The sequence below is a fragment of the Acidaminobacter hydrogenoformans DSM 2784 genome (assembly GCF_900103005.1).
In the GTDB taxonomy this organism is placed as follows: Bacteria; Bacillota; Clostridia; order Peptostreptococcales; family Acidaminobacteraceae; genus Acidaminobacter; species Acidaminobacter hydrogenoformans.
Genome location: NZ_FMWL01000002.1, coordinates 50,351 through 65,452 on the forward strand (window position 1 = coordinate 50,351; position 15,102 = coordinate 65,452).

The window sequence follows — 15,102 nt, forward strand, 5'->3', positions numbered from 1 at the left end:
AATTTTTGGTCTTAGTTTCATTATAATGACCATCGGCTTCCTAAAGTGCTTTGCCGATGGTCAGTTTACCAACTTTATCACCTTCACGACTTATTTCGCCATTCTTCGAACTGCGCCCTGTCAATCAGCACTTCTCGTGGTTTGCTGCCCATACTTTGACCCACAATCCCCCGCTCCTCCATCTGATCCACCAATCTCGCGGCCCGGTTATACCCCAGCCTGAATTTGCGCTGCAGCATGGAAATCGAAGCCTGCTGGGTATCCACAACCAGCTCAATGGCGTCCATGAGGTGTTCGTCTGCTTCCCCATAGCCGTCCTCAGAGGTATCCTGATCGAGAATTTCAGTCTTGTATTCTACATCTTCCACTTGATTCTTGATGAAGTCGACAATTTTTTCGACCTCCTCATCTGAAACAAAAGCGCCTTGAATTCGGATGGCTTTATTGGCACCTACCGGATGGAACAGCATGTCGCCCCTTCCCAGCAGCTTCTCGGCCCCTGAGCCATCAAGAATAGTCCTGGAGTCCACTTGGGAGGATACCGCAAAGGCAATACGGGATGGTATATTGGCCTTGATCAGACCAGTAATAACATCCACCGACGGCCGCTGGGTCGCAACAATCAAGTGAATGCCCGCCGCCCTGGCCATCTGAGCCAGACGGCAGATGGCGTCTTCAACTTGATTGGGCGCAACCATCATCAAATCCGCCAGCTCGTCAATAATGACGACTATGTATGGCATAGGCGCCATATCAGGGTTTTCCTTAGCTTTTTTCTGATAGGACTTGATTTCTTTGACGCCCGTATCCGCAAAGAGCTTGTACCGGTTGGTCATTTCCTGCACGGCCCAGTTCAGGGCAATAGAAGCTTTCTTAGGGTCCGTCACCACGGGAAGGATCAGGTGTGGTATACCATTATAATGACTCAGTTCAACGACTTTAGGGTCAATCATCAGGAGTTTGACGTCCTCCGGTGTCGCATGATAGAGAATGGACTGAATCATGGTATTGATACAGACGCTCTTTCCTGAGCCCGTCGCGCCAGCCACCAGGAGATGGGGCATCTTGGCCAGGTCGCCTATGACGACACGGCCCGTTATGTCTTTTCCAAGTCCTATAGACAGCTTGGATTCAGCTTTCTTGTATTCCTGGGATTCCAGGATCTCACGGAAGGATACCATGGTGGTGTCCTTGTTCGGAATTTCAATGCCTATGGCGCTTTTGCCGGGAATTGGCGCAATGATCCGGACTTGGGAAGCCGCTAAAGCCAGCGCAATATCATCACTTAAAGCATTGACTTTGCTGACTTTGACCCCTGGACTCAGAGACATTTCATACATGGTGATTGCCGGCCCTTTGCTGACTTCAATAACCTTTGCCTCGACACCAAAATTCATGAGGGTGCTCTCAAGCCGCTTGGCGTTTTCAATGATTTCACTGCGATTGCCCGCCACTTTGGCCTGAGCGGGCGACAGAAGAGACAGCGGCGGCATTCTGTAAGGCTTTGGAGGCTTGACTTTCTTGACTTCAGCCTCTGCTGCAGAGGTCATCGCCGCTGCCTCCAGCGGCGTCAAAGTTTCATTCTCGCCGGATTTTAAGGTGTCTGCTGCCTTTTGACTTGTTTTTTCTGCCTGGGAAGACTGCTGCTGGCCCACTGCGACTGACTTACCGGCATCATTTTGTCCGGACGCCTCAGGGAGCTCTGAATGGATAGTGATCTCACGGCCATGAAGGCCTTCGTTAAACGCCTCCATGATGTTTTGTTTCGAACCAGCCGCTACTTCAGAAAGCGCAGCCTTCAGCTCAGGTGTCAGTTCTTTTTTTTGCGTTTGAGGCTCTTGGACCGACTCCGGCTGACCGTCATTGAATTTTATCTGTTCCACCTCATCCAGCGCTTTGGCAGGCGCGTCCATCTCGAAATACAGATCAGAGTCGAACTTTCTAAAAGGTGTTTTTGCTGTTTTCAATTCGGACTCCAGTGAAAGGTCCAGGGCAGTGTTTAATTTTTCCGCCATAGGCCTTACAGCCTTTGCCGCCTGAACGGTTTGATCTGCGACGCTGGTCGTGATGGACACATTAAAGGCCAGAACTGCTGCCATTATTGAAAAAAGTACACCCAGTACATAATAGCCAAATTTTCCAATCATTAGAATAAACAGCTCAGCGAGCAGCATACCGACCGAGCCGCCTCCTGTTCCAGTCAGGGCAGCGCCGTAAGCCATGCCCAGCCCTTTAACACTGAGGAGCTGAACGCCCTCCTCCTCTGCGAAAAGATGGAGAAGGTCATGTGTACTGGCTGAAGTAAATATCAGAATTGCCATGTAGATGGAAACCAGCATCAGGTACCAGCGCAGGCGCTGGCCTTCAAGACGTTTACTGGTCGTAATGAGAACCGCGGCAAGAATCACATAAGGTACAACATAACCGGCATAGCCAAAAAGGCCCAGAAGCAAACCTTTGACCAGGTCTCCGAAGACCCCAATCCTGTCTGTGTGCAATGACATCACTACTATTAGTGTCAGTGCGATCCAGAAAAGCCGCTCGAGTTCACGCTGAATCATTGGTTTTTCACTTTTGGAAGAAGTCTTTGAACGATTTTTTGCAGTTGCTTTGGATGGTGTCTTTTTCTTTGTCGTATTAGTCTTTGAGGGTGCTCTACCCATAGGACCACCTCACTTCCACCATTATAGCACATTTTAAATCCACCGCAGCGCACAAAGGCATCCGGCCTGCCACATTTACCGGACAGACCGGATGCCCGTCTGAAGTCTACGCTCTTAATTGGAATCTTACTTTCACCGCTTACTTAGTCAGAAGTCAATTGAGCACAGCGGTCTACTCAGGATCCCGGCTGAGTCCAAACTCCGCATGAAGCGCATTGAGCGCTTTGCCAACTTCCTCAACATGCACGAGGCATGCAATCGTTGTATAGGAGTCGGAAGTCTGCAGTATTTCCACACCCGCTTTGGAAAGCGACATAACAATTCGGCGCATGACGCCCGGGATGCCGTGAATCTTGTGTCCAACGAGGGTCAGCTTGGCGCAGCCCTGTGCGAACCTATGCTCTAGATTCAGGCGCTCGAGGATTTCAAGTACAGCCGGAAGTTTTGCTGTTTGAATGGTAAACACTTTCCGATCTTCAAAAAAGTTGATCATATCAATCGAAACTTTATTTTGCTCAAGGGATTCCAGGAAGATCGCATTTTCAGGGCTGGTCAGACTCATTGAAACAGTGACCTGAACAAGGCCTGTCTTGCTGGTGATCGCAGTGATCAAATCTCTGTCATCCTCAATGCCAAGCTTGGCAATGTAGGATTCCGGACCAATGACCGTTCCAGGGGCATCATTGAAAGTGTTTCTGACGATCAGTGTCTTTCCGGCACGTTTAACGACATCTATGGCTTTGTGATCCACGACCTTGGCACCATCCAGGGCAAGCTGGTAGCACTCTTCGTAACTGATCGCGTTGAGTACCCGCGCTTCTCCAACAATCCGCGGATCCGCCGTCATGATACCATCCACATCTGTGAAAATTTCTATGCTTTCTGCGTCAAGCGCAACGCCAACCACCGCCGCCGTTGTATCGCTGCCGCCCCGGCCAAGGGTTGTCAGCCAACCGGTTTCTGTGACACCCTGAAAGCCGGTAAGCACAATAATCTTTCCATCTTCAAGAGGCCTGAGCATCTTTTCCTTTTCCACGCGGATGACACGGGCATCCCCAAAATGATCATCTGTAATCAAACCCGCTTGCTGCCCCGTCATGGAGATTGCAGAAGCGCCTAATTTTTCAATGGTATTGGCAATCAAAGCAGCGGAGATCATTTCACCGCAGGTCATTAGAAAATCCAAATTACGCGGCTTGTAGTTCTCATTTTGAGCCTTAAAAAGTGAAATCAAGGTGTCCGTAGCATAAGGGTCGCCTGAACGGCCCATAGCTGAAACAACCACAACGACATCATGGCCGTCTTCTTTGTGCCGGATTGCAGTTCTTGCGATCCGTTCCCGAGATTCCGGCGTTGTAACACTTGTGCCACCATACTTCAATATTCTGATGCTCATGCGCTATCACTCGCTTTACAATGTAATTTGCCTTATGTTATAGGCATGTATTTCCATTTATATATTGCAAAATCGCACACTTCTACACTTGCCTCTTTATCTTTTCAGTGTTTTCCAGTTGAACCAAAGCCGCCTGTACCGCGTTCTGTTTCCGTTAATGCCTCTGTCTCAAAGACCTCAACCACAGGAAGTTGAGCGCACTGCGCCAAGATCAGCTGAGCTATGCGCATGCCGTTTTCAAGAACAAAGGGTTCCTGTCCCAAATTGATGACTGGAATGCAGAGCTCGCCCCTGTAATCGCTGTCTATGGTACCGACACAATTCACAAGCGTCAATCCGTGTCGAATAGAGAGTCCAGATCTTGGTCTGACCTGCCCTTCATAACCTTCTGGAATTTCGATAAAGAGCCCCGTTCGGATGAGCTTCCTTTCAAAAGGTTTTAGCTCGAGGGGCTCCTCAAGCCATGCTCTCAAATCCATGCCAGCCGCGCCCTTTGTCTCGTAAGCAGGCAAAGGGTTGTCTGAAATATTTCTGATTTTCAGCGTCATGCCATTACCCCTTTATAATTTCCTTAAGGATTTGATAAAGCCGCTTCTCTTCCTTCGCACTGGTTTTTCCCACAATGGAGATGGCCATATTTTCCCTGGAGAGCAGCGCTTTTGCAAGATCATTGACCGCGTCAAATTCTATGGACATAATACCAGCCATGACATCCTCAATCGTTCGAATGTGGCCAGAAAGCAGCTCGGATTTTCCAATCCAGTTCATTGTCTGAGTCGGACCTTCCATACCTAATAGAAAGTTGCCTTTAAGCTGATTTTTGAATTTTATGAATTCACTCTGATCCAGTCCGTTAGACCTCAAATCCTCAATTTCAGCAGCTATGAGCTCTACGACTTTTTCTACATTTTCTGGAAGCATTGAAGCATAAACTGTCAAAATCCCAGTGTCATGATAAAAGCTGGGGTGAGAATCAATGGAGTACGAAAGACCGTAATCCTCCCTGATTTTCTGGAAAAGTCTTGAGCTGGAGCTGCCACCCAAGGCGTTGTTCAGAAGCATCAGAGTAAACAGCTCCGGCGTGTCATAGCCAACGCTTTTGAATCCCAAAATCACATGCGTCTGCTCAATATCCTTTTTTGTGCGGATTGAACCACTGTGGAATGGAATAGGCTTAATTTTGTCGACTTTGTGGGACTCAAATTCGTGACTTCCAATTCCTGAGTCGAGAAGCGTCAGCAACGAAGCCTCATCATAATTGCCTGCTATTGAAATGACGAGGTTCTGAGCATTGTAGTGCCGTTTGAAATAGTCTGTCATAAGTGTCCGGTCTATGCCCTCAATGCTTTCGCTGGAACCCAGGATAGGCCTTCCAAGCGCGTGACCTTTGAAGATGACTTCAGACAGCCGGTCATAAATCAGATCCTCGGCAGAATCCTCATACAGGTTGATTTCATCCAGGATAATCATGCGCTCTTTCTGAAGCTCAGCATCATCAAAAGTAGAATGAAGCATCATGTCGCTGATGATTTCAATAGCTACCGGTGCGTGCTCCCCCAGCACCTTGACGTAAACGCAGGTGCATTCTTTCGAAGTGAAGGCGTTGAGTTCTCCGCCCAAATCGTCAATTTCAGCAGCGATCTGTTTTGCGCTGCGGTTCTGAGTGCCTTTGAAGAGCATATGCTCTATAAAATGCGACACGCCATTTTCATGTGCGGTTTCATAAAGGGAGCCCGCACGAATCCAAAAGCCAATGGAGACAGACTGAACGTATGGGATGGGCTCCATCATGACGCGGATGCCATTCTTCAGGATGTTTTTTTTATACATAGATTACGATACCTCGTCGTGTTTGTCTAAGGGTGAGCACAGCAAAGCGACACTGATCTTCGCCGCATGCTCATAAAGAGCTGCAATAACCTTTTCGTTTGAGTACCAATATATGAAATAAACAGGGGGAGCTTAAGCTCCCCCTGTCATCACCTGCACCGCACTGCGCATTACAGCAGGACTTTTCTTGAAACGTTGACACGACCTTTAGAATCGATTTCAATAACCTTTACGACAACTTCGTCGCCAACAGCAAATTTGTCTTCGATTTTTTCGAGGCGCTCCTTGGTCAACTGAGAAATGTGACACATGCCTTCTTTCCCTGGGAGGAGCTCGACGAAGGCACCAAAGTTCATGATACGCGTAATCTTGCCTGTATAGACTTCGCCAACTTCGATTTCCTTGACGATATTTTGAATATCCTTGAGGGCTCTTTCACCACTGATGCCGTCCGGCGCAGTTATAAGAACGCGGCCATCGTCCTCGATGTCAATTTTTACGCTGTATTCTGTCGTAATTCTGTTAATGACTTTTCCGCCTGGTCCAATGACTTCGCGGATCTTGTCCGGATGGATATTGATCATGAAGACCCTTGGCGCGTAGATTGACATAGTCGGACGCGGTTTAGCCATAACCTTGTTCATTTCTTCGAGAATAAAGAGTCTGCCACGCTTAGCTTGAGAAAGTGCCATTTCGAAGACAGAATCGTCGAGGCCTTTCAGCTTGATATCCATTTGAAGCGCGGTGATGCCGTCCTTAGTTCCAGCGACTTTGAAGTCCATGTCCCCAAGGGCATCTTCAAGACCTTGAATGTCACTGAGAATTGTAAACTGGCCTTCCTCCGCAATGAGTCCCATTGCGATCCCGGCGACAGAATCTTTAATTGGAACGCCTGCGTCAAGGAGCGATAACGTTGAACCGCAGATACTCGCTTGTGAGGAGCTGCCATTGCAGGTCAGAACTTCTGAAACGAGACGAATCGCGTAAGGGAAGTCATTTTCGTCTGGAATAACAGGAAGAAGCGCGCGCTCACCGAGTGCACCGTGTCCAATAGAGCGGCGGTTCGTTCTCATCATGCCCACTTCGCCAACTGAGTAAGGTGGGAAATTGTAGTGGTGCATGTAACGTTTTGTGTCTTCGAGGCCAATCCCATCAATACGCTGAGCTTCACCAAGAGCGCCCAGGGTCGTGATTGTCAGTGCCTGTGTCAGACCTCTCGTAAAGAGACCGGAGCCATGCGTACGTGGAAGCATGCCCACTTCACACCAGATCGGACGAATTTCATCCGCTTTTCTGCCGTCAGGACGAATTTTTTCAATCGCGATCATTTTGCGAACGATTTCCTTTTCAACGGACTTGAAGAAGTTGTTCATAAAGCCAGCCTGTGTAGGATATGACTCATCAAAGATTTTATGCATTTCTTCCTTGATGCCATCAATTGTTTCCGTACGCTCAGCTTTGTCAGCAATGCGGAGTGCTGCGTTCAGCTTCTCCCTAAGGAAGGAATCCAGGTCAGCGACCAGCATCTCGTCGACGACAGGCGCGACAACTTCAAACTTTTGCTTGCCAATTTCAGCTTGAATCCCCTCAATGAAGGCAACAATGCGTTTGATTTCTGCATGGCCAAAAAGGATAGCACCCAGCATAACTTCTTCCGTCAGAATTTCAGCGCCAGCTTCGACCATAGTGATCGCATCCTTAGTCCCTGAAACGACCAGGTGCAGTGAAGACTGTTCACTTTGAGCAACGCTTGGGTTGATGACATAGTCACCATCAACATAACCTACAATGACAGAGCCTGTAGGGCCATCAAAAGGAATGTCTGAGATCGAGAGCGCTATGGAGGAGCCAATCATGGCAAGAACATCCGGTGCGCAGTCTTGATCTACAGAAAAGACTGTATTGACTAATTGAACTTCATTTCGGTAGTGCTCCGGAAACAGTGGACGGATTGGCCGGTCGATCAAGCGAGCTGTAAGGGTCGCTTTCTCAGAAGGACGGCCTTCGCGCTTAATAAAGCCCCCTGGAATTTTACCGACAGCATACTGCTTCTCCTCGTACTCAACCGTCAGCGGAAAGAAATCAATGCCTTCTCGCGGCTTTTTCGTGCCAGTTGCCGCTGAAAGGACTACAGTGTCTCCCATTCGGACCATACAAGAGCCATTTGCAAGATTAGCGACCTTGCCAATTTCAACTTCCAGTGTTTTACCAGCAAAATCATACTGATAACGTTTGACATTGGGTTCCATAAATTTCCTCCTAATAGTCTGAGCTATGACCGGCTGAGAAATTTATCCTACTTGACCAAGGCGCCGCGCGTCCCTCTCAAAGTCTCATGATCTCTTTAAGATGAGTACCGAAGCCTTCGTCAAGTAGGACAAACCTAAAATAAATTTCTTTTGCAGCCGGTGTTTACTTCAGATGATAAAATAAGTGAGCGGGGTTGCCGCTCACTTAAGTGATTGACCGAGCCTTGCCATACAATTTCAGAACCTTTGCGGCTCTGCTTCGTGTAAGACCTCCGGTCAAGCAGCCTCGTTCACATTACTTTCTCAGTCCGAGTCTCGCGATCAGCTCTCTGTAACGCTCAATATCATTCTGACGCAGGTAGTTGAGAAGGTTTCTTCTCTTACCAACCATTTTAAGGAGACCTCTGCGTGAGTGGTGGTCCTTTTTGTGCGTTTGAAGATGTCCATTGAGCTCGTTGATACGCGCTGTAAGAAGCGCAATCTGAACCTCTGGGGAGCCGGTGTCGCCTTCGTGAGTTTTGTAAGTTTCGATTACCGCATTTTTCTTTTCTTTTGTGATCATTGTCACACCTCCATAATTATTCCAGAATCCGTGGTGACCGTCGGTGTCTTCGGTCATCTCAGACTAAGGCTTTAACATTAAAATAATACCATATTGATACCTGCATTACAATGAAAAACTTAAAGACATAGTACAGGGCTTAGAGTGGCCGATGGTCAAAATAAAAGCGCTTCGCCTTCGCCACATCCGCGTCAATAACCTCCACCAATTCCTGCACACTGTTAAAATGCGCTTCATCCCGGAGGCGATCCACCAAAAAGACCGTCAGCATTTCACCATAAATTTCCTTGTTAAAATCGAGGATGTAGGTTTCTATACTGAGCTCATGCTGATTGAAGGTTGGATTGTAGCCAACGTTGGTTAAACTATGGTAACGGACGCCCTGGTATTCCGTCTCAGAGACATAAACGCCCGGCTTGATCAAGGTCATCTGGCTTGAAATCATGAAATTCGCGGTTGGATAACCCAGCTGACGTCCAAGCTGCTTGCCTTTTTTGATGATGCCGCTGACAGCATAAGGTCTGCCAAGGAGTCGCTGCGCTTCTTTAATTTCACCATGTCTCAAATGCTTTCGGATGGCAGAGCTGGAAACCTTTTCACCCTCAATTTCGACCGGCTCGAGTACCAGAAGCTCGTAGCCGTATTGCTTCGACAGTTTTTGAAGGAGCGCTGGATTTCCAGCAGCACGACGGCCAAATTTAAAATCAAAGCCAACGCTGATGAGCCGCACGTCCATGCCGTCGATCAGATATTTCCCTACAAAACGCTCTGCCTCTGTAGACATCAGCGTTTCGTCAAATTCAATCAAAACGAGATAATCCACACCAAGCTCTTCAATGCGCAAAATCTTTTCTTCCACCGCGATAAGTCTCAGTGACTTTAGCTCAGGATTGGTAAGCTCTCTCGGATGATTGGAATAGGTAAAGACGACACTCTTAACGCCAAGCCGTTTGCAGGCAGCCACGTGGGTTTCAATCAAAGTCTTGTGGCCAATGTGCAGCCCGTCAAAAGTTCCAAGTACAATGCCGACTTCCCTATGAAGTTCAGTTATTTCGTGGATGGAGTCAAATATCAGCATGATCATCACCACTTATCAACAATTTTTCCAGTGTGGGTTTCCCTTCCGGACCAATCCAAGTGCCAAGGCCTATGAAGACAGTGTCTTCATAGATTCTGAATTGTTCAGACACGCTGCGGTCCAGCCCTCGAGTCCATGAGGTCAAATCCGTCTTGACGCCGTTTCGGAGAAGCCTGCCTGCTCTTCTGTCCACATGGATAAGGGGAAGATGTCTGAAAGGTGCATCAATACTATGCAGCGCAGCTTCAAGCTCAGTCTTGTCCATAGCTTCGAGAGTCTCCAGAGTAATGGCGTTCTCAAGAGTAAAAACGCCGCTGGCTGTACGCTCCAGTGCTGTCATAACTGCACCGCAGCCGAGGGTCTGACCCACATCATGACAAAGGGTCCTGATGTAAGTACCTTTGGAACAGACGACATCAAAGACCACATTGCCCTTCTCGATTGAAAGTATTTTAATAGAGCGGATCCAACGAATACGGGCTTCACGCTCAATGACAATACCTTCACGTGCCAACTCGTACAGCTTTCTCCCACCGACTTTAACAGCACTGTACATGGGTGGTATCTGCTCAATTTCACCCACCATTGATATAAGTGTGTCTCTTACCGCCGCTTCTGAAGGCAGCGGCGCCTCTGTTGAAGTGACCTCACCCCAGATGTCCTGAGTGTCGCTCACCTTCCCAAGACACATAGCGCATCTGTACGCTTTATCCTCAGAAGACAAAAATTCTACAATTTTCGTCGCTTTGCCCAGACAGACCGGCAGCACGCCCGTTGCCATGGGATCCAAAGTGCCAGTATGGCCAATCCGCTTCATTCTCGTAATTCGCCGCAGAATTGCGACAACATCATGAGAGGTCATCCCGGCAGGTTTATAAACATTCAAGATACCATTCAAGTCTGTTCCACCGCCAATGTTATTTCTTCCAGGATTTTATACCGAACCTCCTCGAGGATGCCCGACAAAGTGAAGCCCGCTGCCTTGGTATGACCCCCGCCGTCAAAGTGAAGTGCCAAACGGCTGACGTCGAATTTATATTTCGACCTGGCACTGACCTTATAGACCCCAGCCGCTGTTTCTTTTAAAAACAGCGCGACCTCAACACCTGAAATATCTCTCAGAAACTCACAGATCCCGTCCGTGTCATATTCGACAATTTCCTGGGCATCTGCTTCAACAAGGGTCACGTGAGAAACTGCGACTTTTCCGCCTTTGAGCAGCAGCAGATTATCCAGGGCGATGCCTAAAAGCTTGACGCCGTCCAGTGGCTTATTGTGATACAACCGCGTATTAATGGTTTCAGTGTCAATTCCGAAATCGATCAATGTCCCCGCCAGACGCATGGTTTCTGAGGATGTATTGGAATAGCGGAAGCTCCCCGTATCCGTCGAAACAGCCGCGTAGATCGCTTCTGCAGCCCTGGTGGTCAGTGGCGCCTCATAAGCTTGAAACAATCTGTAGATCAGTTCCCCTGTTGAAGAGGCTGCGCTGTCCACTTGATTTACTGCTGCAAACAGATCATTTGTCACATGGTGGTCAATATTATAAGTCTTCCTGGCTTTTGAGAAAAGCTCAAATTTGTCTGAAATTCTGGACAAATCACTGCAATCGACTACAAAGACATCAAAAGGCGCTTTAACTGGATGCATCCACGCCTCCACCACTTTGACAAAGCGTTCGTTTCTAAGCCATTCCAGAGATTCTGGCAATGTATCTTCCATGACAATTTTGGCATGAATGTCCAAAGTCTCAAGAAGCTCACAGAGTGCGACAGCTGATCCAACAGCGTCACCATCCGGGAGGAGGTGGGTCATAATCAGCGCAGTTTTGGGATGGTCTTCTTTTGTTTGATAAAATAGCTCCACTTAGATAGCACCTCCAAAATGCGGCAGTAAACGGGTTAAACCATAAGACAAACCCGGGCGACGATACAAGGGGCTGTAAAGCCCCTTGTATCGTCGTCCGGCTCGTCTGTCAGTCTATTCTTCGTCTTCGTTCTCTTCGTCCTCTTCTTGATCCTCCAGGCCTTCAGCAGAGTCATCCGCCTCATCTGCGTGTACCGCATGAGCATCATCTTCCTCGTTGACCTTCTTGATCAGGTTTGTAAGATAAACGCCTTTTTCAATGGACTCATCCTTGATGAATATTGGCTCTGGTGTATAGCGCAGATCAATGGCTTTTCCAATCTCTTTCCTGATAAACCCTTTAGCTTTATTCAAGCCTTCAATGGTTTGATCCAAGTCAGCGTTTGGATCATAGACACTGATATAAATATTGGTGTATCTAAGGTCATTGGTCGTATCCACCGAAGTCACGCTGGTCATTCTTGAAATTCTGGGATCTTTCAGTTCAAATAAGAGGAGATTGCTGACAACTTTTTTTATTTCTTCGGAAATTCTTCTGGTTCTTGTGATTCCCATAGTTAACACCTGCTTTCAAAATCGCCCTCAGGTACCCGAGCATAGGCGCTTAGTTTATGAACGTTTGACTTCCTCAATGATGAAGGCTTCAATTTCGTCGCCTTCCTTAAGGTCATTATAGTTTTCAAGGCCAACACCACACTCATAACCTTGAGCGACTTCCTTGGCATCATCCTTAAAACGTTTAAGTGATGACAGTTTGCCTTCGTGAATGACAATACCATCACGAATCAGCCTCACTTGTGAATTTCTGGTGACTTTACCGTTAGTGACATAAGCGCCGGCTATGGTCCCAACATTTGGAACCTTGAAGGTCGCTCTGATTGAAAGTGTCCCAAGGACAACTTCTTTGTATATAGGCGCAAGCATGCCTTTCATGGCCGCTTCAACGTCGCTGATTGCTTCATAGATAATTCTGTAGGTTTTAAGTTCAACACCTTCGTTTTCCGCCAAAGAGGCAACGACCGCAGAAGGTCTGACATTGAAGCCAATAATTATGGCGTTGGAAGCAGATGCCAATAAAATGTCCGACTCGGTAATCGTTCCAACATTCGCATGGATAACATTGACGCGGACTTCTTCGTTGGTGATTTTATTCAGCGAGGTCTTAAGCGCTTCTACTGAGCCATGGGCATCTGCTTTGACAATGATGTTGAGGTCCTTGATCTGGCCTTGGCTGATCTGATTGAAGAGATCCTCCAAAGAGATATGCGGCGTTTTTCGCAGTGTAGACACACGCAGCTCCGCTTGGCGTTTCTCTGCCATAGCGCGGGCGTGCCGCTCTTCTTCAGTCGCATAAAACTTGTCCCCGGCAGTCGGAACATCGTTCAGGCCTGTAATTTCAACAGCTGAAGCAGGTCCCGCCTGTTTAATGGTCTTGCCGTGGGAATTGAACATAGCCCTGACTCTGCCGTGAGTCGCGCCGGCAGCTACCGGGTCGCCAACGCGCAATGTGCCGTTTTCAATAAGTACAGTTGCCACTGGACCCCTGCCCTTTTCCACTTTTGCTTCGAGTATTGTACCCAGCGCAGGACGCTTAGGGTTTGCTTTAAGTTCAAGCATTTCTGCCACCAAAAGCACCATTTCGAGAAGTGTGTCTATCCCAATGTTCTTAATGGCTGAAACTTCAACGGAAATGACGTCTCCGCCCCATTCTTCAATGAGCAGGCCTCTGTCAGCCAGTTCTTGCTTGACACGGTCAGGGTTGGCGTTCGCCTTGTCAATTTTATTGACGGCGACAATAATTGGAACGCCTGCTGCCTTGGCATGGTCAATGGCTTCAATAGTTTGCGGCATGACACCGTCATCTGCTGCCACGACAAGAATTGCAATATCCGTGACTTTCGCGCCACGGGCACGCAGTGTTGTAAACGCTTCATGACCTGGTGTATCCAAAAAGACGATCTTTTCGCCTTTAAGTGACACCTCTGAAGCACCTATGTGCTGAGTGATGCCACCAGCTTCACCGGTTGTGACACTCGTGTTGCGAATTGCGTCAAGAAGCGAGGTTTTTCCGTGATCGACGTGTCCCATGACAGTGACGACAGGCGCACGCTTTGTCAGGTCTTCTGGGCGGTCTTCGAAGTTGTAGCGCTTCTCTTCGATTTCTTCTTCTGTCAACTTTTTAGACACGGAGATGCCGTATTCAATCGCAATCATTTCAGCAGTCTCAAAGTCAATATCCTGATTGAGGGTTGCCATGACGCCAAGGTTCATAAGCTTCATGATGATATCCTTAGGCTGCTTCTTAAGTTCTTTTGCCAGTTCACCAATAGAGATGGTTTCCCCAAGGACTATTTCGTTTTCATAACTGAATTCCTGCGGACGAAATGCAGGATTGGTCTCCTGGCGGCGTTTTTTCTTGGCTTTCTTATTTTTGGAACCGCGGCCTTCAAGTTGCTGCTCAATTTCTTCTTCAGCCTCTTCAATAGCGCGGATTACTTTTTTGGGTTTTTCAATTTTTTTGTCAGCAAAGCTTGATTTGATAATCTCATCTTCCAGATCATCCTCGTAAAGCGCCTCTGCTTCATCCTCAAAGAGGTCTTCTTCGACTTCTTCTATCTCTTCTTCGTCCTCTTCTGCTTCGATGCTTTCACTGACCGCACCTGACAATAACGCCTTGAGAACCTCAATGTCGCTGTCCTCAAGGGTACTCATATGATTGTGAACCTCGACGCCAAGCGCTTCGAATTTCTCAATCAATTCTTTGCTCGTCAGGTTTAAGTCTTTAGCAAGTTGGTATACTCTTATTTTCGACAATTTGCGTCACCTCCGCGATCTATTCACCGGTCTTCTCAGCCGCCTTAAGCATCTGAGTCGCGAAGCCCTGATCTGTGACACCAATCAGAGCGCGATTGGATTTCCCAATCGCCTGCGAGAGCGTATCCTTGTCCAGCACCTCTAAAAACTCAACGCCAAATGAGGTCTTCCACTGATTCGCCCGATCCTTCGTATTTTCCGAAGCATCACCAGCTACAATTAATAATTTCACTTTTCTTTTCTTTAGTGCTATATGCACTGTATCTTCGCCAGCAACAAGCTTACCGGCTTTTTGCGCGAAGCCCAGAAGCGTCAGGAAAGCTTGATTCATTTTTTTTGTTTCTCCTCCAGCTGCTTTTCGAGCTCTGCGTAGACGGCCTTGTCAATTCTTGTGCCGAGGGATCTGCTGAGGGCATCACGCTTTTCAGCCTTTCTGAGGCATTCCGGATCCGGGCATAAATAAGCGCCTCTTCCATTTGCCTTGCCCACAAAATCGATGAACACCTGATCCTCGTTATTCTTGACAACACGGATCAATTCTTTCTTCGTCTTCTGCTCACCACACCCAACGCAGGTGCGCATAGGGATTTTTCTGGGTTTCACGAATGTTGCCTCCCTTGTTCAAAGCTGACGCCATCTGGTCT

Annotated in this window: 13 protein-coding genes; all 13 read right to left on the reverse strand. The window is 47.8% G+C overall.

All coding sequences use genetic code 11. From position 1 onward, the window contains the following. Positions 1 to 83: 83 nt before the first annotated feature. Positions 84 to 2,663 (reverse strand): FtsK/SpoIIIE family DNA translocase, encoded by a 2,580-nt coding sequence (locus BLP63_RS17160; protein ID WP_278278110.1) that lies wholly within the window; start codon positions 2,661 to 2,663, stop codon positions 84 to 86. Between the two features lie 172 nt (positions 2,664 to 2,835). Further along, the gene (gene dapG / locus BLP63_RS02125) at positions 2,836 to 4,059 is read right to left on the reverse strand and encodes an aspartate kinase (protein ID WP_092589241.1); all 1,224 of its coding nucleotides are present in this window, start codon (positions 4,057 to 4,059) and stop codon (positions 2,836 to 2,838) included. Between the two features lie 104 nt (positions 4,060 to 4,163). Continuing rightward, positions 4,164 to 4,607: a dUTP diphosphatase gene (gene dut, locus BLP63_RS02130; protein ID WP_092589242.1), complete on the reverse strand. Its 444-nt coding sequence runs from the start codon at positions 4,605 to 4,607 to the stop codon at positions 4,164 to 4,166. A 4-nt stretch (positions 4,608 to 4,611) separates the two neighbouring features. Further along, on the reverse strand, positions 4,612 to 5,889 hold the full coding sequence (locus tag BLP63_RS02135; protein ID WP_092589243.1) for a M16 family metallopeptidase: 1,278 nt from the start codon (positions 5,887 to 5,889) through the stop codon (positions 4,612 to 4,614). 170 nt (positions 5,890 to 6,059) lie between these two features. After that, positions 6,060 to 8,138 carry a polyribonucleotide nucleotidyltransferase gene (gene pnp / locus BLP63_RS02140; RefSeq protein WP_092589244.1) on the reverse strand — a complete coding sequence of 693 codons (2,079 nt, stop codon included), beginning with the start codon at positions 8,136 to 8,138 and terminating at the stop codon, positions 6,060 to 6,062. Between the two features lie 295 nt (positions 8,139 to 8,433). Continuing rightward, a complete protein-coding gene (gene rpsO, locus BLP63_RS02145; protein WP_092589245.1) occupies positions 8,434 to 8,700 on the reverse strand; it encodes a 30S ribosomal protein S15 in 267 nt (88 codons plus the stop codon). A 139-nt stretch (positions 8,701 to 8,839) separates the two neighbouring features. Then, the gene (locus BLP63_RS02150) at positions 8,840 to 9,778 is read right to left on the reverse strand and encodes a bifunctional riboflavin kinase/FAD synthetase (RefSeq protein WP_170829235.1); all 939 of its coding nucleotides are present in this window, start codon (positions 9,776 to 9,778) and stop codon (positions 8,840 to 8,842) included. Continuing rightward, positions 9,765 to 10,676, reverse strand: coding sequence for a tRNA pseudouridine(55) synthase TruB (gene truB / locus BLP63_RS02155; RefSeq protein ID WP_092589247.1), 912 nt, complete (start codon positions 10,674 to 10,676; stop codon positions 9,765 to 9,767). The genes BLP63_RS02150 and truB overlap by 14 nt, the downstream gene beginning before the upstream one ends. Further along, on the reverse strand, positions 10,673 to 11,644 hold the full coding sequence (locus BLP63_RS02160) for a DHH family phosphoesterase (RefSeq protein ID WP_092589248.1): 972 nt from the start codon (positions 11,642 to 11,644) through the stop codon (positions 10,673 to 10,675). Before BLP63_RS02160 ends, truB begins: the two co-directional genes overlap by 4 nt. 114 nt (positions 11,645 to 11,758) lie before the next feature. Continuing rightward, the gene (gene rbfA / locus BLP63_RS02165) at positions 11,759 to 12,199 is read right to left on the reverse strand and encodes a 30S ribosome-binding factor RbfA (RefSeq protein ID WP_092589249.1); all 441 of its coding nucleotides are present in this window, start codon (positions 12,197 to 12,199) and stop codon (positions 11,759 to 11,761) included. Between the two features lie 54 nt (positions 12,200 to 12,253). Continuing rightward, on the reverse strand, positions 12,254 to 14,458 hold the full coding sequence (gene infB, locus BLP63_RS02170) for a translation initiation factor IF-2 (RefSeq protein WP_092589250.1): 2,205 nt from the start codon (positions 14,456 to 14,458) through the stop codon (positions 12,254 to 12,256). Between the two features lie 19 nt (positions 14,459 to 14,477). Beyond that, on the reverse strand, positions 14,478 to 14,789 hold the full coding sequence (locus BLP63_RS02175) for a L7Ae/L30e/S12e/Gadd45 family ribosomal protein (protein WP_092589251.1): 312 nt from the start codon (positions 14,787 to 14,789) through the stop codon (positions 14,478 to 14,480). Continuing rightward, the gene (gene rnpM / locus BLP63_RS02180) at positions 14,786 to 15,061 is read right to left on the reverse strand and encodes an RNase P modulator RnpM (protein WP_207646397.1); all 276 of its coding nucleotides are present in this window, start codon (positions 15,059 to 15,061) and stop codon (positions 14,786 to 14,788) included. Before rnpM ends, BLP63_RS02175 begins: the two co-directional genes overlap by 4 nt. Positions 15,062 to 15,102: the final 41 nt, after the last annotated feature.